Raw genomic sequence first — 24,634 nt, 5'->3', positions numbered from 1 at the left:
TACATGACGTTAGAACAAGATATTCTTAAGCACGCAAAGCAGCAAGAACCGCACGAAATGTGCGGTTTTGTTGTTTTTGAGGGACGTAAAAAAGTTTTTTTGCCGAGTGTGAATATCGCGGATGACCCCGAAAATTATTTTGAGATTTCGTCTGATGACTATCTAGAAGCTAATCAATATGACGGCATTGTTGCAATTGTTCACTCTCACCCGAATGGCGGGCCGATTTTATCAACCGCGGATAGACAAATGCAGGTTCAATCTGGGTTGGATTGGTGGTTGGTTTGTAACGATCAGATAGTGAAATTTCGCTATATACCACCCTTGCTTGGGCGCGAGTTCGATCATGGTAAAAACGACTGCTATAGCTTATTTCGTGATGCCTATATGTTGTCTGGCGTGGATTTTCCCGATTTCGAGCGAGCAGACGACTGGTGGCAAGAGGGAGGCAATCTTTATCTTGATAATATGGCCACACACGGCTTTGAGCAGGTGGACGAGCCGCAACTTGGTGATGTGATTTTAATGCAAGTAGGAGCCGATGTACCTAACCATGCTGCAATCTATTTGGGGGATAACTGGGTATTACATCACTCTCCTAAGCGACTATCAAAACGAGATTTATACGATGGTTATTGGCTTAAACATACACACAGTATTTGGAGATATAAGGAATGGCAACAATTAGACTTTACGGGCATCTTAAACGATTTGGCACTGCCTTCGATTTAGCGGTGGAAGACACCGCAGAAGCAATCCGCGCCTTGTGCTGCCAAGTGGCGGGTTTCCGGCAAGCCTTACAGCAAGGGTATTACAAAGTGCGGATTGGCAAACATCAGGTTACCACCGCATCACTGGAAAAAGATATGCTCTACAAATTAAACGACAACGCCGTGGTGCATCTCACGCCGGTGATTAAAGGGGCGAAAAACGGTGGAATTTTTAATATCGTGGTAGGGGCGGTATTGATTGCTGCAAGTTGGTATGCTGGAGGCGCAGCGGGCTGGGCGTATTTGGGAGCGACAGGATATACAGGGGCGACAATGGCCTTTATGGCTGGAACATCAATGATTTTAGGCGGTGTTTCGCAACTTTTATCGCCACAACCTAAAATAGGTATAGTAGGAACAGAGCAGGATAAAAAGCAATCTACATCATTTAGTAACTTAAGCAATTTAATTGCACAAGGTCGTCCTGTACCTCTCGCTTACGGTGAGATCATGGTTGGGTCACTCATCATTTCGCAGGGTGTTGAAACTTACAACGTTGACGAAGAGATGAAGAAGAAAACTGAACCGAAAAAAGGCTTGTTTAGAAAAGGATAAATAATATGGGTAAAGGTGGTGGTGGCGGACATACGCCGTATGAGGCGCCAGAAAGCGGTCGCTCAAAACAACGGATTAAAATTGTTGAGATTATCTCTGAGGGTGAAATCCAGGGATTAAAAGAGGGAGTGAAATCTGTTTATCTAGATAAAACCCCGGTGCAAAATGCTGATGGTAGCTATAACTTCCGCAATATGGAGCTGCAAGGGACAATCGGTTCGCAAGAACAAGATATTATGCGTGGCTTTAATACCTCTGAACGTGAAGTCCCGGTGGGCGTTGAGGTGAAAAAGAATGCACCGATTGTCAGAACGATTAATGACAGTAAAGTGAATCGTTTACGTATTACGGTAGGGGTGAGATCGTTATTTGATCAAAAAGAAAACGGCGACACGGTTGGCACAACGGTTAATTTGCTTATTCGGGTGGGGGAAAGCGAGCGCCAAGTAACAATAAGCGGTAAGTATAGCGCACAGTATTTACGTCAAATTGTTATTGATAACTTACCCGCTACACCATTTAATGTGACGGTATTACGTGTAGAAGCAGATAGCACGAAGCAACGCTTACAAAATGCGACAATTTGGTCAAGCTATACTGAAATCATTGATACCGAGTTTGCTTATCCTAATACTGCATTAGCGGGATTAATGTTTGATTCGGAATATTTCAGTAATTTACCGCAGCGCAATTACTTAGTACGTGGTATTAAAGTGAAAGTACCAAGCAATTACGACCCTATTTCACGTAGTTACAATGGCTTATGGGATGGACGTTTTAAAATTGCGTGGACGAATAATCCAGCCTGGATTTTTTACGATTTAATGACAAATAAACGCTACGGAATGGGGCAACGGCTAGGTGATTTTGGTGTAGATAAGTGGGCATTGTACGCGATTGCGCAATATTGTGATGTCAGTGTTCCGGATGGTTTTGGCGGTACTGAACCGCGTATGACATGTAATTGCTGGTTAACTGAGCAACGACAAGCCTATGACTTAATTAACGACTTAGCTTCCATCTTTCGGGCAATGCCAGTCTGGAATGGGCAACAATTAACTGCGATACAAGATAGGCCAAGCGACCCAGTGTGGACTTATACAAACGCAAATGTGGTTAATGGTGAATTTGAGCGCGGTTATTCGGCATTGAAAGCGCGTCATAATATTATTCACGTTGAATATCTCGATAAAAACGATTTTTTTGAAAAAAAAATTGAGTATGTATCAGACGATGAATCAGTAAAGCGTTACGGGGCTAACGTAAAAAAAGTGACAGCCTTTGGTTGTACTAGTCGTGGGCAAGCCTACCGCTTAGGGCGTTGGATTTTAGAAACGGAAAAATTAGAGAAAGAAACTATCACTTTCGCAGTGGGGCGTGAAGGCTTAATGCACTTGCCTGGTGACATTATCCAAATTGCTGACAATCATTATGCTGGCACGAATATTGGCGGACGTGTGCTTGCGATTAACGGACGCAACATTACGTTAGATAGAGAGATTACACTCTCTAGCGAGATGTATTTAAGCTATATCAACGCTGAAGCTAGACAGCAAACGATTAAAATTAGTAGCGTGAACCGTAATATCGTAACGTTAGATAATAACCCAGCCGGTTTAAAAGAATTTGGGGTATGGGCATTAACTACCTCGGCAGTAAGGGGTGGCTTATATCGTGCAGTATCTATTAGTGAAGATGAGAACGGTATTTACACGATTGTCGCGCTACAACACGAACCACAAAAAGAAGCGATTGTGGATAATGGCGCCCATTTTGAAGAAGTTTCTAAAACACTTTACACCGCACCTCGATTGTCCGATATAGCGATTGATACTAGTAGCGGCACGGGAGCTTACGTTAGCGCAGAAGTGCTAACTGGTAACGCCATTGTGACACGTTATGATATTTTGATTTATCAGGGCGAAAAACTCTACCAAAGCTATATCGGGCAGAAAACGGCAGAAGTGAAATTAGATAATCTGCCAAATGGTGATTATAGTGTTGTCATTATTGCTAAAGATGATAAAGGTCGAGTATTAAGTGAAAAAGCAAGCACTTTCACTATCGATCGACCACCGGCGCCAACGGGTGTTGCTGTAAATGGTGGCCTTGAGAATATCTTAATTGAATGGGACTATGTAGATGAATTTACTCAGACTGAAATCTTTTTCGCTGTTGATGATAATTTGCTAGAAGCGAAACGATTAATTAAAGTGAGCAATGCTTTCATGTATGCGCATAAAGTTCAGCCAAATAGTGTTTTTTATTACTGGCTGAGACATACTCGAGGTCAAAATATAGGACCATTTTATCAGGTTAGTGGGTTGCGTGGTGAAACAAGTGTTGATATTCAAAAGGCGTTAGCGGAGCTACAAAAAGAATTAAGTGAAAATATCGTCGATGAAGTCATTGATACAGGCTTGGCTGCTCGAGGGCTTGAAGCTGTAAAAATCGTTGAAACTATTGGTGATTTAGCAGAATTTAAAGACGCGAATCTCATATATAACTTATCAGATCGCCGTTTTTATATGTGGAAGGGGGATAGGTATGAAAGTTTCACATTAGATAGTGTTCCTGTGAGCGCAATTCAAGGGCAAATCGTTACGCAACAATTAGCGGCTAATGCGGTTACTGCGGATAAACTTGCTGCAAATAGTGTTACAGCGGGGAGTGTGCAAGCAGGAGCAATTCGTGGAACGCATATTGCTGCGGGTGAGTTAACAGCGGATAAATTAGCGATCGGTCTTGGTGGTAATTTATTGTATAACCCGATCTTTGCGAATAACGCAGATGGCTGGACTTTATATCAAGACACTAGCGTTGTACAGGCTAACGTCGGTATTGCGATTAATAACAATACTGAAGGTAAATGGCAAGGTAAAGAATATCTACCTACTGAGAATCAATACCGATGGCAACCGAATATGGTAAACCCTATCTCTCCTGCGGGGCGATTCGGTGGTGTTTATCAAGATATCAAAGTGATTGCAGGTAGGTGGTATATTTTATCTGGTTATGTGGCTGCGCATCGCGGGTTTATGCGTGTTGATGTTGTACTACGTGATGGTCTTGAAATATCAAATGTGACTTATAGTTATCCATCTGATGAAACTGGAGATACAAACGCAGTAAGCTATACGAATGGGTTGGTTGATACAACGAGGATCTGGATAAAGTTCAAAGTTACTACAACGGGCACTGCGCGATGTATCTTCAATCAATATAAAATCGAAAATGTGTATAATACGTTTACAGTCTTGCGTCGACCAATGCTTGAAGAATGTACTGCGTATACAAGAGAGCCTTCTCCATGGCAAAACGCAGGCGTTACCGCAATTCATGGTGGATCACTTAGAACCGGAACAGTCGTTGCTGATAAATTAGCGGCTAATTCAGTGACTACTGAAAAGCTAGTTGCTGGTGCAGTTGATGCTAGTAAGATTGCGGCAAAGGCAATCACATCAAACCACATTGCTACAAAAACCATATCTGCTGATAAATTGAATGTAACAAATTTATCATCAATTAGCGCGAACTTAGGAGATATTAAAGGGGGGAGTTTAAATATAAATAATAGATTTAAAGTGAGTGGCAGTGGGGATGTAGAGATACGTGGGGCATCTGGTAATGTTGGTATGGTTATTCGTAATGAGCGAATAGATGTATATGATGAGAAAGGTGTATTAAAAGTGAGGTTGGGGAGATTGTAATGTATTATTTGAAAAAAGATGTTAGCTTTACTCAAGGAGTTACAACAAAGCGGTTGCAATATCATGCAATTAGTCAAATTAGAGTAGATTATATTAACAATGAACTTGAGGTTCAAATAGCAAGTAGTGTTACGGAAGATGATATAGCCCATTATAGAGCAGAGCATATATCGGCCTTGTTATTGAATAATGTTTTTTTATCAGATGTTGACAACTTAATAGTGTGGGCGTTGCATTATCTTGTTACTTATGAGGATGGATTGCTTCATAACGCAGAGATTATAACAGCATAATCATCTAAAGAGGTGAATACTATGGCTAATTACGGATTACAAATTGGAACAACTCAATTTGTTGGGTTTACGCATGCAAAGCGTAATATGTATGGGCTTAGTAATGGAACTAATGAAATTGATATTGCTAAATTAGGTGTTGTGTTGAAAGAGGAAACATGGGGGAATAAGCGTTTTTACGAAGATAATTTTGAGTTAGGTAAAGTAAAAGGAGTAGCTGAGAATTTATGGTGGAGACCATCAAATGGTGCATATATCACATACCAGTCTTATTTTTCGGGAACTACAGGAGCATTTCATGTATCAGGTAAAATTTTAACGATAGGGGCACAATTTAACAAAATAGATAATTATGGTATTTGCGTTAATGGTGCTTATTTCTCATCAGCTGATATATTGATTAAACAGACTACAAATTTAAATTTAAAGACAGAGTATGGAAAAGGTTCAGTTTTAGGGACAGTTCGAATTATAGATCAATGTTTTCATTTGCGATCTTTGATTGAGAAATTATGGGATGTAGTAAATGCAGAAACCTTACATGAAGATTCTGATTATAGATTGGAATGTAAGGATGGCGCATTACGATTTTGGGCACTTGCATACGAATATAATCAAGGATTTAATGTAAATTTAGACTGTTATATATAACCAATCGACTAATCAGATTGTAGTGTAAAAGAGGGCTAATAGCCCTCTTTTTTGTTGAGGTGTAAGGAGGAAACGTGGAAACAAAAGACTTAACTATCTATCGAGGTGATGACACTGTCTTCACAGTGCTTATTGATGCGTTGCCTGATTTTAGCTTGCGTGATGCAGAGCTAAAAATGACGCTAAAAAGCAAGCTCAATATTGAGCAAATCACGTTATCAACAACAGATAATAGCATTAATGTGTTGAGCGATAACGTATTGCAGTTAATTTTTAGCCATCAATTGACTAAAAATGTCAAATCAACAACATGGCACTATGACTTACAAATGACGAAAAATGATATCGTGCGAACATTGGTGCGAGGGAAAGTCATCATAGAGCCAGATGTAACGGAGTAGTGAGAATGGATTTAGTGACACAAAAAGAGATTAAAGTGACTATTTTGCCCGGTGAGGTTTTTAAAGGCGAGAAAGGCGATACCGGTGAGAAGGGTGAGAAAGGCGATACCGGTGAGAAGGGTGATACAGGCGAAATACCGGTAGAGACGCTAAACGAAATTAACAAACGTATCACAGCGCTTGAGCAAGAAGTGAACGGTGCAAGCGCGATAGCTGAAGGAATTTTGAATGAGTCTTAAACAAAATCTTGAAAGAATTAAGTTAACAAAAGATGAGTTACGTCAAGCATTAATATCAAAAAATATTGATATGACCGGCGTCACTTTTGAGCAGTACCCATCCAAGATACACGCGCTCAACACAAGCAATATCACTAACGTCATCATAGACCCGGATTCCGATATCCCAATCAACGAACAAATGTTAGCGCTGAATGCGGAGTATGAAAAACTACCTGTTAACACCAAAACGTTCGTAGTGCGACTCGTGCCAACAAAACCTGAAACTGTATCGTCAGTTTTTGATGTTGTTTTACCACAATCTAAAAAGAAAGTAGTGATTAACTTTGTTGCAGATAGTGATGAGGTTAGTTTTCAATCTAATTCATTAGATGTAACTTTTGATGCTCAGCGTCCATTGCGACCGTCGAATGTGATTTTTACATCAACGGTTAACGGTGGAATAAAAGGTCTTTTAAATGGCTGTGTTTGCGATAAGTTAACCATTTCACTATCTGGTTACGATACAAACTGCGATGCAATATTAAAAAATACTAGCATTAAGACATTTGAAGGGTGGGGCTGCTATATTGACGTACTTTTGGCATTCACGTCTTCAGCTGTATCCGCATTTGAAAATACTAACGCAAGAGCAATCAAAAATGTCTACTTCGAATTCACGCAAGATTTCGATGCAACAAAAATGTTCTTTAATTGCAAAGCATTAGACTATTTTTCTAACTGTAGAATTAGTGATGTAAATAACGCAAGTTATATGTTTGCGGGATGTACATCACTAAAAGATATAAGTCTTGATAGTAATATAAATTTTGGGTCTCAGTGTAAGAACTTTTCGCATACGTTTGATTGTTGTACATCTCTCATAAGAGTCAGGGTTGATGCATCATCTGCAACTAGCTTTGACAATATGTTTAATGGATGCAGCAAACTTGAAGTAGTTGAACTTAAAGGTGCAAGGGTATCGTTTAGCGTAGCTAACACAAGCATGAGTAGTGACGATTTAAACAAGATGTTTGGCACATTAGCCACCGTTACAGATTATCCGACCATCACGATTACAAACACACCCGGTGCCGAAGCGTGCGATAAATCAATCGCAATTAACAAAGGCTGGCGTATTATTAATTAAATGGAGAGTACAATGTATATTTACGCATTAAAACAATCAATTGCTCAATCTACACCGCTCGTCTATCTAGCTGAGCGTCCCTCTGATATGACAGATTACATCACATTCGCTATTAACGATATTGCCGAGCTTGATGGTAAAACGTTGGTTGAGTTAAAAGATGGTGAATTTAAATTGGTGAATCGTCCGAAAGAGGGCTTTATTTTTGATAAGAATAAAGGCTGGGTGATGAGCGAAGAAGCAAAAGAGTTGACACTTGCAGCGTGTCGAGCAAAAGCAGTATCGCTTATCAATGATGAGGCAGCAAAAGTCTATCAATCAAAAGATAGATTTGCGCAAGAGTATTTGTTACGAGAAGCGGAGGCTATCGCATACAAAGAAGCTGGTTACACGGGCGACGTCCCTCGTCAAGTTGCTGCATTTGCTACACCGGCAGGCATTGACGCAAAAACAGCAACAGATTTGATTATTAAACAAGCTAGTGCAATGCGAGAAGCGGTCAACAGAATTGGTGAATTGAGAATGCGCGCATACGAACTACAGTCGCTTACAACAGAATTTGATGTTAATGAGCGTGCAGCGCAAATCGTGCTTGAGATTAGAAAAGTTGGTGAGGTGCTGTAATGTCGGAAGTGTATTTAGCATTTTACAAAGGGCGGAAATCAATTAACCGCCCTTTTGATTTGTTAGCTAAATTTAGTGATTGGCTAACACGTAAAGTAACAAAAGGGGATTACTCACATTGTGAGATTGCAATCAAATTAGATAATGGTCTTTACCGTTGTTATTCTTCTAGTGTACGTGATGGTGGCGTACGCGTTAAAGAAATGGAATTACCGTCAGATAAGTGGGATTTAGTTGAGTTAGATATCAGTAAAGAGTTAGTTATGAAGTATTACTTAACAACCGCTGGTAAACGTTATGACTGGTTTGGAGCGATAGGTGTTGTGCTTAAATTTAGACAAGCTAGAAATAAATATTTCTGCTCAGAATGGTGTGCTGAATGCTTAGGGTATCGAGAAGCATGGCGATTTAGTCCAAATGACTTAATTGCGATCTTGAAAAGAGGGTAGTTAACCCTCTTTTTTAACCCTGTCACATTATTAAATTTGCTATTTTGTATTTTAAAAACCGTTCCGAAATTCTTTTTTATCTTGTTGTTTTACAAGTTAAAATAATTTTAAGTTTAGTTAGAGTTTCGGAACGTAAAATAGTAATAAAATAATTGGTAGGTGATTTAGTAGGTAATTTAAGAATAAATTATTATATTTTTATTAAAATCAATGGTTTATTATTAGATAATGGAGGCGTGTACCGGAGTCGAACCGATCTACATGGATTTGCAATCCAGTGCATAACCGCTTTGCTAACACGCCATATAAGGCATTAAGTGGATTTTAATAACGAAGAACTAATTTGAGGAAGTTACTATCGAAAAAGCCACTGAATATATTGTGAATGGTGCCCGAAGCCAGACTTGAACTGGCACGCCTCGAAAGGCGAGGGATTTTAAATCCCTTGTGTCTACCGATTCCACCACCCGGGCAGTTTGGAGCGGGAAACGAGGCTCGAACTCGCGACCCCGACCTTGGCAAGGTCGTGCTCTACCAACTGAGCTATTCCCGCAAAATATTTTCTAAGTTTTAAATGGTGCCCGAAGCCAGACTTGAACTGGCACGCCTCGAAAGGCGAGGGATTTTAAATCCCTTGTGTCTACCGATTCCACCACCCGGGCAGTTTGGAGCGGGAAACGAGGCTCGAACTCGCGACCCCGACCTTGGCAAGGTCGTGCTCTACCAACTGAGCTATTCCCGCTAAGATTAATGTTGCTATCAGCATCGTTAATCAACGAGGCGCATTTTACGGAATTGATTTTTTTTGTCAAACGATAATTCTCACTTTTTTGCTTGATTGATGAAAAAAAGAGCTTGTTGCTTATTAATTCAAATGCTTTGCTGTTTTTTTATGCTTAAAGTGCTGAAATTTTGTGAACTGGAGTGAATTGCTTTTCTGTTAGTGAAGTTTGTGCCAGAATGATTACCTTTGTTGTATAAGTTAAGGATAGGAAATTTTATGGCACAACAATCAATAGAAACACTCTTAGTACAATTGGGAAATCGTACAGATCCGCTTACCGGTTCAGTAGCTACTCCAATTCATCTTTCTACTGCATTTGGTCATACGGATATTAAAGGTATTGCGACAGATAGTTTTGATTATATTCGTACCAAAAATCCAACAAGAACAGTATTAGAAAACGGTATTGCACAATTAGAAAAAGGAGATCGTGGTTTTGCTTGTTCTTCGGGTATGGCAGCGATTCAATTAATAATGAGTTTGTTTACTAGCCCAGATGAATGGATTATTTCGAGTGATGTGTATGGTGGTACATATCGTCTATTAGACTTTTGTTATAAAAATAATCATGGTGTTAAACCTGTTTATGTAAATACCGCTTCTTTAGAGGCAATTGAGCAAGCGATTACACCAAATACCAAAGCGATTTTCATTGAAACACCGTCTAATCCATTAATGGAAGAGTGTGATGTGGATGCAATTGCAAAAATTGCGAAGGCACATAATTTGTTATTAATTGTTGATAATACTTTCTTAACGCCAGTGTTATTCCGCCCGATTGAACATGGTGCTGATATTGTGATTCATAGCGGTACAAAATATATCGCAGGGCATAATGATGTATTAGCTGGTTTAATTGTGGCAAAAGGGCAAGAACTTTGTGATCGCATTTATTATATTCAAAATGGCGCCGGTCCAGTATTAGCGCCATTTGATTGTTATTTAACGATTCGTGGTTTGAAAACTTTATCATTGCGTATGAAACGTCATCAACAAAATGCCCAACAAATTGCTAAGTTTTTGGAGGAACAAGACGAAATTGCAGATGTTTTATATCCAAATAAAGGCGGTATGCTTTCTTTCCGTTTACAAAAAGAAGAGTGGGTGGTGCCATTCTTAAAAGCATTAAAATTAATTACCTTTGCGGAAAGCCTAGGCGGTACGGAAAGTTTTATCACTTATCCAGCGACGCAAACACATATGGATATTCCGGAAGCAGAACGTATAGCACGTGGCGTTTGTAATCGTCTATTACGTTTTTCAGTAGGTTTGGAAAATGTAGAAGATATTAAAGCTGACATTTTGCAAGCAATTCAAACGGCAAAGCAATAACTTTGCGCTAACGCAGTGGCAGCGTGTAGTATTTTAGGTATTACACGCTGTTATCGTATTAATGACAATGTTTCTCGAAAAGGCATAGTTTATGTTAAACTTAGCCACTTTTTGAAAAAGTAGTTTGATATTGATGAAAAAATTTCTCACCTTACTGATAATCTTATTAATTGCTTTAGGCGGTAGCGGCGCCTATGTTTATCATCATCTTACCCAATTATTAACATTACCGATAACTCATACTCCAGATCAATTGCTTACCATTGAAAAGGGAACGAGCAGCAAAAATTTTGCAGAAAAATTGGTGCAACAAGGCTTGGTAAAAGAGAGTGTTTGGGGCTTACCTTATTTATTTAAATTGTATCCTGAATATACCCTGAAAGCAGGTACCTTTTCGTTGGATAAAATTGAGAACTTGAAACAGTTGTTAATCCTTATTCATAGTGGTAAAGAGGCACAATTTTCATTGACATTACCAGAAGGAAGCACCTTTACTCAATGGCGTAAAGCATTAGCGGAAGCGCCGCATCTGCAACATACTTTAACTGATAAAAGTGAAGCGGAAATTTATCAATTGTTGAAATTACCAACGGAGAATGGGCAAAAAGATAAAATGGAAGGGTGGTTATATCCTGATACCTATTATTATACGGTGAACTCAACAGATTTGGCGTTATTGCAACGTGCAGCAGATAAAATGCAAAAGACCTTACAACAAGCGTGGCAGCAACGTGATGAAACATTACCACTGAAATCCGTTTATGAATTATTAGTATTGGCGTCAATTATTGAAAAAGAGAGTGCGGTGGCGAGTGAACGTCCAGAAATTGCTTCAGTATTTGTTAATCGTTTGAAAAAAGGTATGAAATTGCAAACGGATCCAACGGTGATTTATGGAATGGGTGAAAAATATCAAGGCAATATTACTAAGAAAGATCTCAATACCGAAACACCATACAATACTTATGTAATTGACGGTTTGCCACCAACACCAATCGCAATGCCGTCCAAAAGTTCATTGGCTGCAGCGGCGAATCCAGCAAAAACAGATTATTTGTATTTTGTTGCAGATGGCAGTGGTGGACATAAATTTAGTCGTACTTTGAATGAACATAATCGTGCGGTGCAAGAGTATTTGCGTTGGTATCGAAATTGGAAAAATCAACAAGGAAACAAATAATGAAAGGCAAATTTATTGTACTTGAAGGGCTTGAGGGCGCTGGTAAGACAACGGCAAGAAATGTTGTGATTGAAACATTACAGCAATTAGGCATTAAAGAATTTGTCTTTACTCGTGAACCGGGCGGTACGCCATTAGCAGAAAAGTTACGTCAATTGATTAAGCAAGGTGAGGGAGATGAAGTCATTACCGATAAAGCAGAATTATTGATGTTATATGCAGCACGAGTGCAATTAGTCGAAAATGTGATTAAACCGGCGTTGGCACAAGGTAAATGGGTAATTGGTGATCGTCACGATCTTTCCTCTCAAGCCTATCAAGGCGGCGGCAGACAAATTGATGCGCAATTATTAGCTACCTTAAAGCAAACGGTATTAGGTGATTTTTGTCCAGATTTAACACTCTATTTAGATATCGATCCTGAAATTGGTTTATCTCGAGCTAGAACACGAGGCGAGTTGGATCGTATTGAACAACAACAATTAGATTTCTTTATTCGTACTCGTCAGCGTTATTTACAACTGGTTGCGGTAGATCCGAATAGTATTACCATTAATGCAAATCTTGCAATGCAAGAGGTGGCGCAACAAATTGAACAGGCAATCACAAAATGGTTCCAACAACACAACTAGCCGAGTTATTTTGGTTATTGCCTACTTATCAGCGTATTACTCAGGCTTTTTTGGCTGGGTATGGTCATCACGCCTTATTGATTCGTAGTGCGAATGATAATGGTGCAGAACCATTTTGTTTTGCCTTAGCACAATGGCTGTTTTGTGAACATAAACAAGAAGGACAAGCCTGTGGTCATTGTCGGAAATGCCAACTATTTCAACATCAATCTCACCCTGATTTTTATCTGATTACGGCTGAAAAAGGGAAAAAGATTGGCATTGAAGCGATTCGTGAAGTGACGGATAAATTATCTCGACATAGTCAGCAACAAGCTGCCAAAGTGGTATATATTCAAGGCGTGGAGTTGCTGACGGAAGCAGCTGCCAATGCGTTATTAAAGACGTTAGAAGAGCCAACGGATAATTGCTATTTCTTATTACAAACCAATGTTGAACAACAAATTCTTGCCACCATTTATAGTCGCTGTCAGTTGTGGGCATTGCCATTACCAAATCAAGAACAGGGAATGCAATGGTTAAGTGAGCAAGGTTTTCAACAACGAGATGAAATGCAAGTAGCATTGGCAATGAATTATGGGCGTCCTTTTGCTGCTAAAATTAGTTTGCAGCAAGGGAAAATTGCCCAACGTTTAGCATTTTTACGCCAATTTTGGAAATTTTATCGCAGTAGAAATATGCTCTTGTTGATGCCTTATTTTCAGCAGGAAAACCCTATTCCACAATTGAATTGGTTAGAAGCTTTGTTGATGGACGCATTAAAAGCATCCTTAAGCATTCATTCTGGTTGGCAATGTGAAGATTTACGTCAAGGGGTAACAGCATTAGCACAAGAATTACCCGCATTAAAAATTTATCAAGGGTTAAGTATTGTGCGGCGAATGCGTACCGATTTATTGTCGATTAATGGCGTAAATCAAGAATTAATTATTGCCGATGGCTTAATAGAAATGATTGAACAAGTATTTGAAGGTTAAAAGATGTTTATTGTAGATTCGCATTGCCATTTAGATGCGTTAGATTATGAAAAATTACATAAAGATGTAGATGATGTATTAGCGAAAGCTCAGCAACGAGATGTAAAACATTGTTTGGCAATTGGCGTAGGTATTGCACGTTTTCAACAGTTACACCAAATGTTAGCGCATCGTCGCGATATTTCATTCTCTTGTGGCTTACACCCATTGGATATTGGCGATGAAGTGTTTGATGCGGAAAAATTAAAACAGATTATTGCCTTGCCAGAAGTGGTGGCAGTGGGAGAAATCGGCTTGGATTATTATTACAGTGCCGAAAATAAACAAGAACAACAAGAGTGTTTTGCACAACAAATTGATATTGCTAACCAATTTAATAAGCCAGTCATTATTCATACTCGTTCAGCAGGAGAAGATACAATTCGTATCTTAAAAGAGCAGCAAGCGGATCGTTGCGGTGGTGTTATTCACTGTTTCACAGAAAATCAATGGTTTGCTGATCAAGCATTGGATCTTGGTTTTTATATTTCCGTATCTGGCATTATTACCTTTAAGAATGCAGAAGATATTCGAGCAGTCATTCGCAATGTACCTTTAGATCGGTTATTAATTGAAACCGATTCACCTTATTTAGCGCCTGTGCCTTATCGCGGCAAACAAAATCAACCAGCGTATGTGCGAGAAGTGTGTGAGTATGTGGCGACTTTAAAAGGAATATCGGCAGAAACTTTAGCAGAGATCACAACAGCGAATTTTAGTCAGCTATTTGGCGTCAATTTGTCACAATAATATGCTAGCATAGGCAAGTTTTTTAAATAAAAGGAGAAATAGCTATGGCGCAACAATCAAAAATACGCCGCTTTTTTATGTGGTTTTTTATTACGGTTGCTTTGGTAGTACATCTGATTTTAGCGGCTGGTGTCAATTACGTCTTTCCAAGTTATGCTATTCAACAAATTACGGGAGTGGAAGTAAAACGTGTTGATAAAGATGGCCCAATTACTAAATCTAATCCCGCAGATGGTCCAACAAGAGATGTTTATTACATTTATGCACAAGAACCTAAAACAGAAAAAGTAATGGTGTATCGTAATGAAGATACTCGTTGGGGTTTCCCATTCTATTTCAAATTTGATTCAGCTAATTTACAGGCACAAGCACAATCATTAGCCAATGAAAAAGCCTTAGTTGAAGTGAAATATTATGGTTGGCGCATTACGATGTTTGATGAGTTTAGTAATGTGGTTTCATTAAAAGAGGTGTCTGTTGATGCAACGTCATCTCACCCAATTGTAAGCTATATTCTCTATGTGGCATTACTATTAACGTTATTCTTATCAATTCAATTTATTCGTGGTTGGTTTGATAGTGAATAATGTTGATGTTAGAGGAACGATGATGAAAAATTTAGTTTCAGGGAAATTTATTATTTTGTGGTCTTGTATTGCTATGCTAATCAGCTGGCAAGCAAGAGCGGGTGCTGTAACTGAACAGCAAGATACAACGCCAAAAATCGCTTTTCAAGCGACAACAGAGTCTGTAGTGCAAGAAGATAAAGTTCAAGTTGTGCTGAATTCACAATTGCAAACAAGCAAATTATCCAAGAAACAATCGCAATTGTTAGAACAGCGTGTGGAAACGCTAATCCAGCAATTAGGACAATATAAAGCGATTAAAGTGGTTGAGAATTATCGTAATAGTTTTGCTAACTATAATAATCAAGGCAAAGTAACTGGTTGGACATTACAAGCAACCATTACCTTAGAAAGTGGTGATTTTACGCAGATCGCTGAATTTATTTCTGATTTACCTGATAATTTTAATCTTTCTACCACCAATTTTTTTGTGTCACCAGAAAAGCGTAAACAGCAAGAATCTGAAATGTTGACGACCTTGTTAGCGGAAATACAGCAAAAAGCGGAAGTGATTAGAAAGGAATTGCATCGTGAGCAATATCGTATTATTAGTATTAATATTGCACGTGATAGAGCAGGATATATGTTAGCAAGAGAAGCACCAATGAGTTTAGCAAAGGCGAGTGTGCAACAAGAAGCTGATAATAGCGGTTTAAGTTTTATCCCTGGAGAAACTCGCTTAATGATGAGTGCTGATGTCGTAATTTCGCTATCAGAAAAATAGAAATTCCGTTACAATTTATCCCTATTTTGCGCAAATTATTGGAGAAATGAATGAAAATTGTAAAAAATCATGTAGTAGGCATTGCTTATCAAGTTCGTACTGAAGATGGTGTTTTAGTAGATGAAGCGCCAGCTAATCAACCATTAGAATATTTACAAGGGCATCATAATTTAGTGATTGGCTTAGAAAATGCATTAGAAGGCAAAGAAGTTGGCGAAAAATTTGATGTCAAAGTAGCACCAGAAGAAGGTTATGGTGTATATAACGATAATTTAGTGCAACGTGTACCAAAAGATGTTTTTGTTGGTATTGATGAATTAAAAGAAGGTATGCGCTTTATTGCTGATACAGATGTTGGTCCATTGCCTGTTGTAATTACTGAAGTTACTGATGAAGATGTGGTAGTTGATGGTAACCATATGTTGGCAGGACAAACCTTATTATTCACTATTGAAGTGGTTTCTGTGCGTGAAGCAACTGCAGAAGAAATTGCTCATGGTCATTTACATCAACATGGTGAAGGCTGCTGTGGTGGTCATGATCACCATCATCATGATGACGATGAAGAAGGTGGCTGCTGTGGCGGTGGTCATGGTGGTTGTGGCTGTGGCGGACATCACCATCAATCATTAATAAAAAATTTAGATTAAATAAGGGAGCAGTTGCTCCCTTCAGACCGCTGACAAACCCACCTTTCCAAAGTTATGTAGTGGTAGACTAATTCCGCAGTCCTCAATAGGTGGTAAACTACCAAAAAAAGAGGACAATTTAATGAGAAGAACATTTAGCCCAGAATATAAAGCTGCGGCAGTAAAATTGGTGACCGAACAAGGTTATTCCATCCCACAAGCGTGCTTAGAATTAGGGATAGGCGAAACGGCATTACGTCGTTGGGTAAAACAAGTACAAGCAGAACAACAAGGTGAGGTTGGGTATGGCGCAATGAATTAGGCTGGAATATCGCTAATAAAGGACACGAACTTTATCTTGCATTAGATGGTGGTCATGTCAGTGGTAACTATACTAAAGAACTGCTTGGTCAAAATATGCTAGGCGGTGCGGTGGGATTACGCGGTTATTTATGGGGGCTGACTTATGACTATTTTGTAGGGATACCACTACACAAACCTGAGGGTTTTAAAACATCGCACGTCACCACAGGTTTTAATGTAAGTTATCCATTCTAAGCGAAGCGTTGGGGAGTCAATGATGAATAAACATCTTTATCGCATTATCTTTAGTAAAACATTACAACGTTTAGTGGTGGTTTCTGAAATTGCAACGCGTGAAGGAAAAGCCAAACATGAAAGTCAACATTGCCATGCTGCTTCGCTTAGTCAACGCCCTCATTGGCGATTAAAAGCCTTAACCGTCGGGTTATATAGTCTTTTAGGCTTTTTCTATTTAGCGTCCGCTCAAGCAGATGAATTACAAATTCGAGCAGATAGTAGTGCGCCTAAAAACCAACAACCGATCGTTTTGCAAACAGCAAATGGTTTACCGCAAGTTAATATTCAAACCCCAAATGATAAAGGCTTATCACATAATAAATATCAACAGTTTGATGTCGCCGAAAAAGGGGCAATTCTCAACAATAGCCGTAAGAATGTGCAGACCGAGCAAGGTGGCTGGGTACAAGCCAATCCGTATTTGGTCGGTGGCGAAGCCAAAGTGATTTTAAACGAAGTCAATGCAACTAAGCCAAGCCAACTAAAAGGCTATATTGAAGTAGCGGGCGGTAAAGCCGATGTGATTATTGCCAATCCAAGTGGGATTCATTGCGAAGGCTGCGGGGTGATTAATGCAGGACGCAGTACCTTTACCACAGGTGAAGTACAAATTGAAAATGGACAAGTCACCGGGTATCGCGTAGAAAAAGGCGCTGTCACTGTTTCTGGCCGAGGAATGGATACCAGCCGTCAGGATTATACCGACATCATCGCTAAAGAAGTGAAAGTCAATGCCGGGATTTGGGCAAAAGAATTAAAAGTCACGACTGGAAAAAATCAGGTTTCAGCTAAAAATGACAGTATCCAAGTGATACAGGCTGGTGACGCGACCGAGCCTGTTGGCTATGCGGTTGATGTGGCTGAATTAGGTGGTATGTATGCCAATAAAATTCACCTTATTGGAACAGAAAATGGCTTAGGCGTACGTAACGCGGGCCATATTGGTGCTGCTGTAGGTGAAGTAAAAGTCACAACGGAAGGGCAACTAGTGAATACCGGTTATATTGGTGCCCAACAAGATATTACTCTGCAAAGTCAACATCAGATGGAAAATCAGGCGTCTGGCGTGATGTATAGCCAACAAGGAAATCTGCAAGCTACCAGTAAACAGCAAGGGATTCAACAACAAGGCAGTTTAATTGCCAAAGGCAAAGCCCAAAGTAAAGGCAATATCACCCTAAAATCCAAGGAAACGATTAGTCAATCTGGTGAAAGTTTGGCCGAGGGGAATATTACTTATCAAGCGAAGCATATTGAAACTTCAACTGACGCGGTTCTCGCTGCGGGTGTACAGTTTACACCAACGGCAACAACAGAAGAAAAAACAATTAATCCACATAGCGAACAAGGACAAACACTTCATCTTCTTGCTGACCAACATACGATTGCACACGGACAAAATCTTGCCTCTGATCATATCCATATTGAAGCGGCAGAAATAGATTTATCTCAAAGTCAAACCAGTGCCAATCGCCTTACTTTACTCGCTAGACAGGGAGATATTTACCTAGCTAATAGTGAAATTTTAATTGATAAAACGGCTACCTTACATACTCCGACTACCCTTGCCACACCAAATGCTCAATTACAAGCCCAGCATTTTATCGTTCAAGCAAATGCACTTAACAATCAATATGGCTATTGGCAACAAACTAGCAACAATCTCCTTGATTTACAACTTGCACAAGGTCTCAATAATCAACAGGGTGTATTACGTACCTTAGGTGATTTTCGCTATCAAGGTGGTGACTTTGATAATCAACAAGGCGTAGTAACCACACCACATTCCTTGTTTATTAATACACAGCAACAGACCTTTAATAATCAATCAGGGTTAGTCTCTGCACAACAAGATATTCAACTCATCACAGCTACCTTAAATAACCAACAAGGTGTAATACAAAGCCAACATAATTTCAATCTCACTGCATCCACGTTAAATAATCAACAGCAAGGTAAACTATTAGCGGTTGAACAGTTCGAGATTACTGCACAACAACTTGATAATCAAACTGGACTTATCCAGTCTAATCAAGCAAATATTACAACCCAACAACTTGACAATCGTGCTGGAACTATCAAAGCAAACCAGGCTGACATCGCCGCCCAACAACAGTTAGATAACCAAGCACTAAGTCAAACAGGATCGTTAATCCAAGCAGCTACTTTACGCATTACTACCCCATTACTATTGAACCAACAAACTAAAGCGCAAAACGAAACGCCAACACAAGGGTTAATTGCAGATACTTTGGAGATGAAAACCGATCAATGGTTTAACCAATCTGGTGGTGCTTATGTGAGTCAGGCACTCAATGCCACAGTGGCTAAGTTACTCAATAACCAACAAGGTGAGTTGTTGTCATTAAATAGGCTAAAAGTAAAAGGTAATCAGCTACAACTCGATAATCAGCAAGGTGTAATAGAAAGTCATGGCAATTTAACCTTAGACTTAAAACAGTGGGAAAACATCGGGCAGGTAAAAAGTGCGGCTAATGCAAAACTCTCAATTCATAATGACTTCCGCTTAGATACGCCAATTACTGTCGATGGCAAACTGACTTTAAAAGTCGATAACCATTTTGCCAATCAAACACAACTCGTTACTGGAAAAGGGTTAACGATTGAAGCCAAATCCATTGAAAATCCAGTGCAAAGTGAATTAAGTTCCCCAAAAACGCTGTTAAAAACCGAGTATTTACTTAACCGAGGATTAATTGATGGTGTCAAAAATATTATTTTTGCTAATCAATTAGATAATCTAGGCAGTGGTAGAATTTATGGTGATCAATTAGCGATTCAATCACATACACTCAATAATCTCCCAGAGGCCGAACAATCCGCGACGATTGCCGCACGCGAACGGCTAGATCTCGGTGTAGGTACCCTAACTAATTACGATCATGCTCTAATTTTAAGTCAAGGCAATCTCTATATCGGTGGTGCATTGGATGATCGTTATCATGCCACTGGACAAGCGACTTTTGTGGATAATGGTAGTGCAACAATTGAAGCATTAGGAAATGGTAATATCAATACGCAACGCTTATGGAACCATGATTATACACTTACGTCTTGGTATTCACACAGATAAAGAAAAATTCGAAGAATATGCGCAAAATAATAATAGTCGACGTTATCGTCAAGGCGTTGAGGGCGAATTGGATTGGACAAGAAAAAGCAGAAAAGCGTGGTTTGCCTTTTATGATGGCAGCCGTAGTCCCTCCCAAAATGATTGGTTTGGCTGGGAATATACCAGAACAACGGATACCACTACCATTGAACATCGCGACCCCGCTAAAATTCTGATTGCAGGCAATCTTTCACTTAATGGCAATCAACTTCACAACCAATATAGCCAAATTTTAGTGGGGAAAGCATTAACCTTAGGCGAACAACGATTTAGGAAAAATACTAAAAATGAAACCTTAACAGCCAATAATGTTCAATTAATCAATGAAGATTTAATTGGTGAGATTCATCGCCGAGATGATGGTCAGAGTTTTATGAAGGTTGCTTATAAAGACAAGAATCCTATCAGACCTCGTTATGGACATCGTTCAGAGAATTATCAGGATTATCATCATATTCATCCGATTGAATATTTTAACTTTAAGATTGTAGATAACACTATCGGACAGGCTATTCAACCAACGGGAACAGCGATTCGTCAGCAAACTATTGCTCAACAAGCCGCATTAAATCATTTACAGGTGGATTTCACCCAAAGTACACCATTGAGTGCAGTACCTCACGTACGTGCAGTATTACCGAATCAATTATTGCCTCAAGCAAGTTTATATCGTTTAAATCTTGCCACTAACAGCCATGTATTAGTTGAAACTGATCCTCGCTTTACTAATCAACGACAATGGTTAAGCTCAGATTATATGTTTGATGCACTACGTGCAGATCCACAAACCATGCTCAAACGATTAGGGGATGGTTATTACGAGCAACGTTTAGTGAATGAACAGATTAATCAATTAACGGGACAACGTTTCTTAGGTAATTACACCTCTGATTATGAGCAATACAAGGCATTAATGGATGCCGGTATTCGTTATGCACAACGTTATCAACTTATTCCTGGTGTTGCGCTTAGTGCTGCACAAATGCAGGAATTAACCGAAGATATGGTATGGCTTGCGCCTCAAACCGTCACCTTAAAGGACGGTACTCAAGTTCAAGTGCTTGTCCCTCAAGTTTATCTCGTCAAACGTGATGTCGATATTCAGCCAACAGGTGCTATTATCTCTGCAAGAGAGATTGATATGGCTATGGATGGGATAGTGAAAAATAGCGGGTTGATTGCAGGACGCCATTTGACACAAATTTCTGCACAAAACTTGGAGAATTATGGCACTATCACCGCCGATCAACTAAATTTCAACATCACCAATCGTCTCTACCAACAAGGTGGAACTTTAACTGCCAATAACCTCAATTTAGCGGCTAATACTATTCTGATTGAAAGTCGTTTTAGTGAGAATCAAGATAATGGCACCTTTTATCGTCGCCAACTTGATCAACAAGCACAACTGAATGTCAAAAATGATTTAACTCTTACCACACAAGGTGATGCGCAATTAAATGCAGTCAAGATAAACACTGACAATGCAACACTTTATATCGGCGGTAACTTGACATTAGGTACTCAAGCAGAAATCAATAAAGAACATTATGTTATGGATGCCGACAATTATTGGAAACTCGATCAACATAATGATATTGCGACCACATTGACAGCAAAAGGCAACACTACCTTACTCGCCCAAAAGGATATTAATTTACGCGGTACCCAGATTGACACGAAAAAGGATCTTATTCTGGCTAGTCAACAAGGTGATATCCATGTCGATGCAGCACGAAAACAAGAGCAACTCTCTTCAGGCATCAAACATACGGATAAAGGTCTGCTAAGTCGTACCACTATCATGACTAAACATGATCACCAATATGATGTAGCGGAAGGTTCTCAATTAGCAGGCAATAATGTTCACCTGCTGGCAAATCAAGGCAAAGTTGCTGTTGAAGGCAGTACAATTGTTGCAGACAAAAATGTGACATTACAAGCTCAAGAACTTGATATTTCAGCGGCTAAAAATACCAGAAAAGAAGATGATTTTTATGCAAAGAAAAAATCCGGTTTAATGAGTAGCGGCGGATTAGGTTTTACTATTGGTAGTCGTTCAGAAAAACATGATTACACTGATCATGAAACAACCCAATCCGATGCGCGCGCGACTATTGGTAGCTTAGGCGGTGATGTGACTTTAGTTGCTGGTCAACAGGCGACTATTTTAGGCACTGACTTAATTGCTCAACCTGACAAGACAATTGATATCACCGCAAAATCGCTTAAAGTGGAAGCGGGTAAAGATATTATCGAAAGTACAGAGCAGCACGAATTTAAGCAATCTGGCTTAACGGTATCTTTATCAACGCCAACAACTGACATGGCAATGAAAGCGCGAGAAAGTCTGGCACGTAGTCAACAAGTGAAAGACAGTCGCTTAAAAGCTTTATATGAAATCAAAGCCGCACAAGAAGGCGCCATTGCCGCTCAAGAAGCAAAGAAAACTGTTGATGCAGTACAATCTGGACAAAAAGCGGACTTTAAAGTTTCCGTCAGTATTGGTTCAAGCAAATCTTCATCTAGCAGTACAACCACACAAGTGGTACATCAAGGCAGTACTCTCAATGCCGGAAATATCAATCTCACCACGACGGCAGGTGATATTGACGTAGTGGGTTCAACCATTCAAGCGGCAAACAGTGCATCGCTAACGTCGGCAAAAGATATCCATCTCTCCTCTGCTCAAGATAGCACAAGCCAACGTAGTGATAATAAAAATAGCGGTTGGAGTGCAGGTGTTTTTGTCGGTTCAAGCGGCGGTAGTTATGGCTTTGGCATAGAAGGTTCTGCTCAGATAGGTAAAGGCTATGAAAACAGCGATACGATAACACAACGTAATACGACAGTGACTGGTCAAACGGTGAACTTACGCAGTGGTGAAGATACCACTTTACAAGGTGCGGTTGTGACGGGTGATAAGGTCAATATTGAGGTTGGCAAAAATTTAGTGATAGAAAGCCGTCAAGATAGCAACCACTATAACAGCCAACAAGTTCAAGCGGGCGTATCTGCATCAGTGGCGATTTATGGTAGTGGTTCCAATGCCAGTGCGAATATGAGCCTGAACAAAGCGAAGCTCAATTATGCTCAAGTTGAAACGCAAAGCGGTATTCAAGCAGGTGCAACAGGCTTAAATGTTAATGTGGCAGGCAATACCCACTTAAAAGGAGCGATAGTAGAAAGCCAAGCGAAGGCAGAAAACAACCAATTTACAACGGGAAGTTTAAGTGCAGAGTCGATAGCAAATCAGAGCGAAGTGAAGGTGCAAAGCGTCAGTGCGGGTATCTCCACCAATATGAATCAAAATATTGCCAATGGCTTTGCAGCGGGATTAAGTGCATTAGGGAATATTCATAAACAAGACAGTAGCACCACACACAGTGCCATCGGTAGCAATATCCAGCTTACTACCCAACAAGGTGAGATACCGACTACCCTATCCCGCGATACCGCAACAGCGAATGAACGCGTACAGAAAGCGGATATGGAGGAAATGAAAGCTCGTCAAGAGATGGCACAAGTGATAGGCGATATTGCCAATAATGGCATTACCTTAGTCTTAAAACCAAAATTAGACGAAGCAGAGCGCCAAAAAGCTGAAGCGGAAGCCATTCTTAAAGAAGATAAAACCAATGCAGCCGCATTGGAACAAAAAAGACTCGCCAATGACGTCATAAAAGAGTATGGACAAGGTGGAAAAATTCAACTTGCAGTACGCGCGGTCACAGGTGTCTTACAAGGGATAGCGACAGGTGATGCAAGTCAAGCGGCGGTAGGTGGTTTATCACCGTATATCAATCATCAAATCAAAGAAGCGACCACGGATAAAGATGGCAATGTCAATCTTGAAGCGAACCTAATGGCACACGCTTTATTGGGCGCCATTGAAGCCTATGCCACAGGCAACAATGCGGCAGCAGGAGCAGCAGGTGCGGTCAGTGGTGAGTTAGCAGCAAAACTAATCACCGAGCAACTCTATCAAAAATCACCAGAACAACTTACTGAAGCGCAAAAACAAACGGTATCGACATTAAGCCAATTAGCGAGTGGCTTAGCGGGCGGCTTGATTAGTGATAGTACCGCAGGAGCGATTAACTCGGCTGAAATTGGTAAACGAGCGGTGGAGAATAATTTCAACCTTAATTATACCAATGAAGAGCTAGAAGGAATGGCGATAAATGCAAAAGCTTCCAGATTAAATAAAGAGATTGATCAACAGGTTATTGATAAGTTTGAAAGAGAACATCCTGAGCTTATAGAAAACCTAAAAACAACAGGGGATATAGCTTCTTTCTTAGCTGATTTAACACCTGTAATTGGCGACGCTAAATCGTTTGCTGAAGCTGAAGATGGAGTTGACTATTTATTAGCTGCTGTTGGAATTATTCCTGGTTCTGATGT

The 24,634-nt window shown here is 39.8% G+C and carries 18 protein-coding genes, 5 tRNA genes and 3 pseudogenes; 21 read left to right on the top strand and 5 right to left on the bottom strand.

What is annotated here, in order from left to right:
• Positions 1-3 precede the first annotated feature (3 nt).
• The 10 genes from NYR30_RS08095 (at position 4) to NYR30_RS08050 (ending at position 8,821) form a co-directional block, all read left to right on the top strand.
• Positions 4-732: a C40 family peptidase gene (locus NYR30_RS08095; RefSeq protein WP_302500423.1), complete on the top strand. Its 729-nt coding sequence runs from the start codon at positions 4-6 to the stop codon at positions 730-732.
• A complete protein-coding gene (locus NYR30_RS08090) occupies positions 675-1,325 on the top strand; it encodes a tail assembly protein (RefSeq protein ID WP_302500422.1) in 651 nt (216 codons plus the stop codon). The genes NYR30_RS08095 and NYR30_RS08090 overlap by 58 nt, the downstream gene beginning before the upstream one ends.
• Before the next feature lie 5 nt (positions 1,326-1,330).
• Positions 1,331-5,035 carry a TipJ family phage tail tip protein gene (locus tag NYR30_RS08085; RefSeq protein WP_302500421.1) on the top strand — a complete coding sequence of 1,235 codons (3,705 nt, stop codon included), beginning with the start codon at positions 1,331-1,333 and terminating at the stop codon, positions 5,033-5,035.
• Positions 5,035-5,328 (top strand): hypothetical protein, encoded by a 294-nt coding sequence (locus NYR30_RS08080; RefSeq protein ID WP_302500420.1) that lies wholly within the window; start codon positions 5,035-5,037, stop codon positions 5,326-5,328. The genes NYR30_RS08085 and NYR30_RS08080 overlap by 1 nt, the downstream gene beginning before the upstream one ends.
• Before the next feature lie 21 nt (positions 5,329-5,349).
• Positions 5,350-5,979 carry a hypothetical protein gene (locus tag NYR30_RS08075; protein WP_302500419.1) on the top strand — a complete coding sequence of 210 codons (630 nt, stop codon included), beginning with the start codon at positions 5,350-5,352 and terminating at the stop codon, positions 5,977-5,979.
• Between the two features lie 74 nt (positions 5,980-6,053).
• The gene (locus tag NYR30_RS08070; RefSeq protein ID WP_302500418.1) at positions 6,054-6,380 is read left to right on the top strand and encodes a hypothetical protein; all 327 of its coding nucleotides are present in this window, start codon (positions 6,054-6,056) and stop codon (positions 6,378-6,380) included.
• Positions 6,381-6,385: 5 nt separating this feature from the next.
• Complete coding sequence (locus NYR30_RS08065; RefSeq protein ID WP_302500417.1) at positions 6,386-6,619, top strand: hypothetical protein; 234 nt, start codon at positions 6,386-6,388, stop codon at positions 6,617-6,619.
• On the top strand, positions 6,609-7,748 hold the full coding sequence (locus NYR30_RS08060) for a BspA family leucine-rich repeat surface protein (RefSeq protein WP_302500416.1): 1,140 nt from the start codon (positions 6,609-6,611) through the stop codon (positions 7,746-7,748). Before NYR30_RS08065 ends, NYR30_RS08060 begins: the two co-directional genes overlap by 11 nt.
• A gap of 12 nt (positions 7,749-7,760) precedes the next feature.
• A complete protein-coding gene (locus tag NYR30_RS08055) occupies positions 7,761-8,372 on the top strand; it encodes a hypothetical protein (RefSeq protein WP_302500415.1) in 612 nt (203 codons plus the stop codon).
• Positions 8,372-8,821, top strand: a complete 450-nt coding sequence (locus tag NYR30_RS08050; RefSeq protein ID WP_302500414.1) for an enoyl-CoA hydratase — start codon at positions 8,372-8,374, stop codon at positions 8,819-8,821. The genes NYR30_RS08055 and NYR30_RS08050 overlap by 1 nt, the downstream gene beginning before the upstream one ends.
• A gap of 229 nt (positions 8,822-9,050) precedes the next feature.
• Here NYR30_RS08050 and NYR30_RS08045 read toward each other — a convergent pair.
• From NYR30_RS08045 to NYR30_RS08025, 5 genes are all read right to left on the bottom strand, one after another.
• Positions 9,051-9,124: transfer RNA gene (locus NYR30_RS08045), tRNA-Cys, on the bottom strand.
• A gap of 83 nt (positions 9,125-9,207) precedes the next feature.
• Positions 9,208-9,294 (bottom strand) — tRNA-Leu (locus NYR30_RS08040).
• 4 nt (positions 9,295-9,298) lie between these two features.
• Positions 9,299-9,374: transfer RNA gene (locus NYR30_RS08035), tRNA-Gly, on the bottom strand.
• Positions 9,375-9,396: 22 nt separating this feature from the next.
• Positions 9,397-9,483: transfer RNA gene (locus NYR30_RS08030), tRNA-Leu, on the bottom strand.
• A 4-nt stretch (positions 9,484-9,487) separates the two neighbouring features.
• A tRNA-Gly gene (locus NYR30_RS08025) sits at positions 9,488-9,563 on the bottom strand.
• Positions 9,564-9,821: 258 nt separating this feature from the next.
• Here NYR30_RS08025 and NYR30_RS08020 point away from each other — a divergent pair.
• The 11 genes and pseudogenes from NYR30_RS08020 to NYR30_RS13720 all read left to right on the top strand — a co-directional run.
• A complete protein-coding gene (locus NYR30_RS08020; RefSeq protein ID WP_066113274.1) occupies positions 9,822-10,937 on the top strand; it encodes a methionine biosynthesis PLP-dependent protein in 1,116 nt (371 codons plus the stop codon).
• A 133-nt stretch (positions 10,938-11,070) separates the two neighbouring features.
• On the top strand, positions 11,071-12,117 hold the full coding sequence (mltG, locus tag NYR30_RS08015) for an endolytic transglycosylase MltG (protein ID WP_066113276.1): 1,047 nt from the start codon (positions 11,071-11,073) through the stop codon (positions 12,115-12,117).
• Positions 12,117-12,749 carry a dTMP kinase gene (gene tmk, locus NYR30_RS08010; RefSeq protein WP_066113278.1) on the top strand — a complete coding sequence of 211 codons (633 nt, stop codon included), beginning with the start codon at positions 12,117-12,119 and terminating at the stop codon, positions 12,747-12,749. The genes mltG and tmk overlap by 1 nt, the downstream gene beginning before the upstream one ends.
• Positions 12,728-13,726, top strand: coding sequence for a DNA polymerase III subunit delta' (gene holB, locus NYR30_RS08005; RefSeq protein WP_066113280.1), 999 nt, complete (start codon positions 12,728-12,730; stop codon positions 13,724-13,726). The genes tmk and holB overlap by 22 nt, the downstream gene beginning before the upstream one ends.
• 3 nt (positions 13,727-13,729) lie before the next feature.
• Positions 13,730-14,515, top strand: a complete 786-nt coding sequence (locus NYR30_RS08000; RefSeq protein WP_066113282.1) for a YchF/TatD family DNA exonuclease — start codon at positions 13,730-13,732, stop codon at positions 14,513-14,515.
• Positions 14,516-14,577: 62 nt separating this feature from the next.
• Positions 14,578-15,102 carry a DUF1523 family protein gene (locus NYR30_RS07995; protein WP_066113293.1) on the top strand — a complete coding sequence of 175 codons (525 nt, stop codon included), beginning with the start codon at positions 14,578-14,580 and terminating at the stop codon, positions 15,100-15,102.
• A 22-nt stretch (positions 15,103-15,124) separates the two neighbouring features.
• Positions 15,125-15,865, top strand: coding sequence for an SIMPL domain-containing protein (locus NYR30_RS07990; RefSeq protein ID WP_231924948.1), 741 nt, complete (start codon positions 15,125-15,127; stop codon positions 15,863-15,865).
• Positions 15,866-15,915: 50 nt separating this feature from the next.
• The gene (gene slyD / locus NYR30_RS07985; protein WP_066113289.1) at positions 15,916-16,515 is read left to right on the top strand and encodes a peptidylprolyl isomerase; all 600 of its coding nucleotides are present in this window, start codon (positions 15,916-15,918) and stop codon (positions 16,513-16,515) included.
• 121 nt (positions 16,516-16,636) lie between these two features.
• A pseudogene (locus NYR30_RS07980) lies at positions 16,637-16,789 on the top strand (transposase); the annotation flags it as partial.
• A gap of 2 nt (positions 16,790-16,791) precedes the next feature.
• A pseudogene (locus NYR30_RS07975) lies at positions 16,792-17,052 on the top strand (ShlB/FhaC/HecB family hemolysin secretion/activation protein); the annotation flags it as partial.
• Between the two features lie 22 nt (positions 17,053-17,074).
• Positions 17,075-24,365: pseudogene (locus NYR30_RS13720) on the top strand (two-partner secretion domain-containing protein); the annotation flags it as partial.
• Between the last annotated feature and the right edge of the window lie 269 nt (positions 24,366-24,634).

The organism is Gallibacterium salpingitidis, assembly GCF_030517105.1.
GTDB lineage: Bacteria > Pseudomonadota > Gammaproteobacteria > Enterobacterales > Pasteurellaceae > Gallibacterium > Gallibacterium salpingitidis.
Note: the sequence above shows the minus strand (reverse complement) of the source record. Positions and strands in the feature narration are given on the sequence as shown.

Bases quoted from the DNA above. Each gene is read 5' to 3' on its own strand.
- NYR30_RS08095 (WP_302500423.1), top strand. From the start codon at position 4: ATGACGTTAGAACAAGATATTCTTAAGCACGCAAAGCAGCAAGAACCG.
- NYR30_RS08090 (WP_302500422.1), top strand. From the start codon at position 675: ATGGCAACAATTAGACTTTACGGGCATCTTAAACGATTTGGCACTGCC.
- NYR30_RS08085 (WP_302500421.1), top strand. From the start codon at position 1,331: ATGGGTAAAGGTGGTGGTGGCGGACATACGCCGTATGAGGCGCCAGAA.
- NYR30_RS08080 (WP_302500420.1), top strand. From the start codon at position 5,035: ATGTATTATTTGAAAAAAGATGTTAGCTTTACTCAAGGAGTTACAACA.
- NYR30_RS08075 (WP_302500419.1), top strand. From the start codon at position 5,350: ATGGCTAATTACGGATTACAAATTGGAACAACTCAATTTGTTGGGTTT.
- NYR30_RS08065 (WP_302500417.1), top strand. From the start codon at position 6,386: ATGGATTTAGTGACACAAAAAGAGATTAAAGTGACTATTTTGCCCGGT.
- NYR30_RS08060 (WP_302500416.1), top strand. From the start codon at position 6,609: ATGAGTCTTAAACAAAATCTTGAAAGAATTAAGTTAACAAAAGATGAG.
- NYR30_RS08055 (WP_302500415.1), top strand. From the start codon at position 7,761: ATGTATATTTACGCATTAAAACAATCAATTGCTCAATCTACACCGCTC.
- NYR30_RS08050 (WP_302500414.1), top strand. From the start codon at position 8,372: ATGTCGGAAGTGTATTTAGCATTTTACAAAGGGCGGAAATCAATTAAC.
- NYR30_RS08020 (WP_066113274.1), top strand. From the start codon at position 9,822: ATGGCACAACAATCAATAGAAACACTCTTAGTACAATTGGGAAATCGT.
- mltG (WP_066113276.1), top strand. From the start codon at position 11,071: ATGAAAAAATTTCTCACCTTACTGATAATCTTATTAATTGCTTTAGGC.
- tmk (WP_066113278.1), top strand. From the start codon at position 12,117: ATGAAAGGCAAATTTATTGTACTTGAAGGGCTTGAGGGCGCTGGTAAG.
- holB (WP_066113280.1), top strand. From the start codon at position 12,728: ATGGTTCCAACAACACAACTAGCCGAGTTATTTTGGTTATTGCCTACT.
- NYR30_RS08000 (WP_066113282.1), top strand. From the start codon at position 13,730: ATGTTTATTGTAGATTCGCATTGCCATTTAGATGCGTTAGATTATGAA.
- NYR30_RS07990 (WP_231924948.1), top strand. From the start codon at position 15,125: ATGAAAAATTTAGTTTCAGGGAAATTTATTATTTTGTGGTCTTGTATT.
- slyD (WP_066113289.1), top strand. From the start codon at position 15,916: ATGAAAATTGTAAAAAATCATGTAGTAGGCATTGCTTATCAAGTTCGT.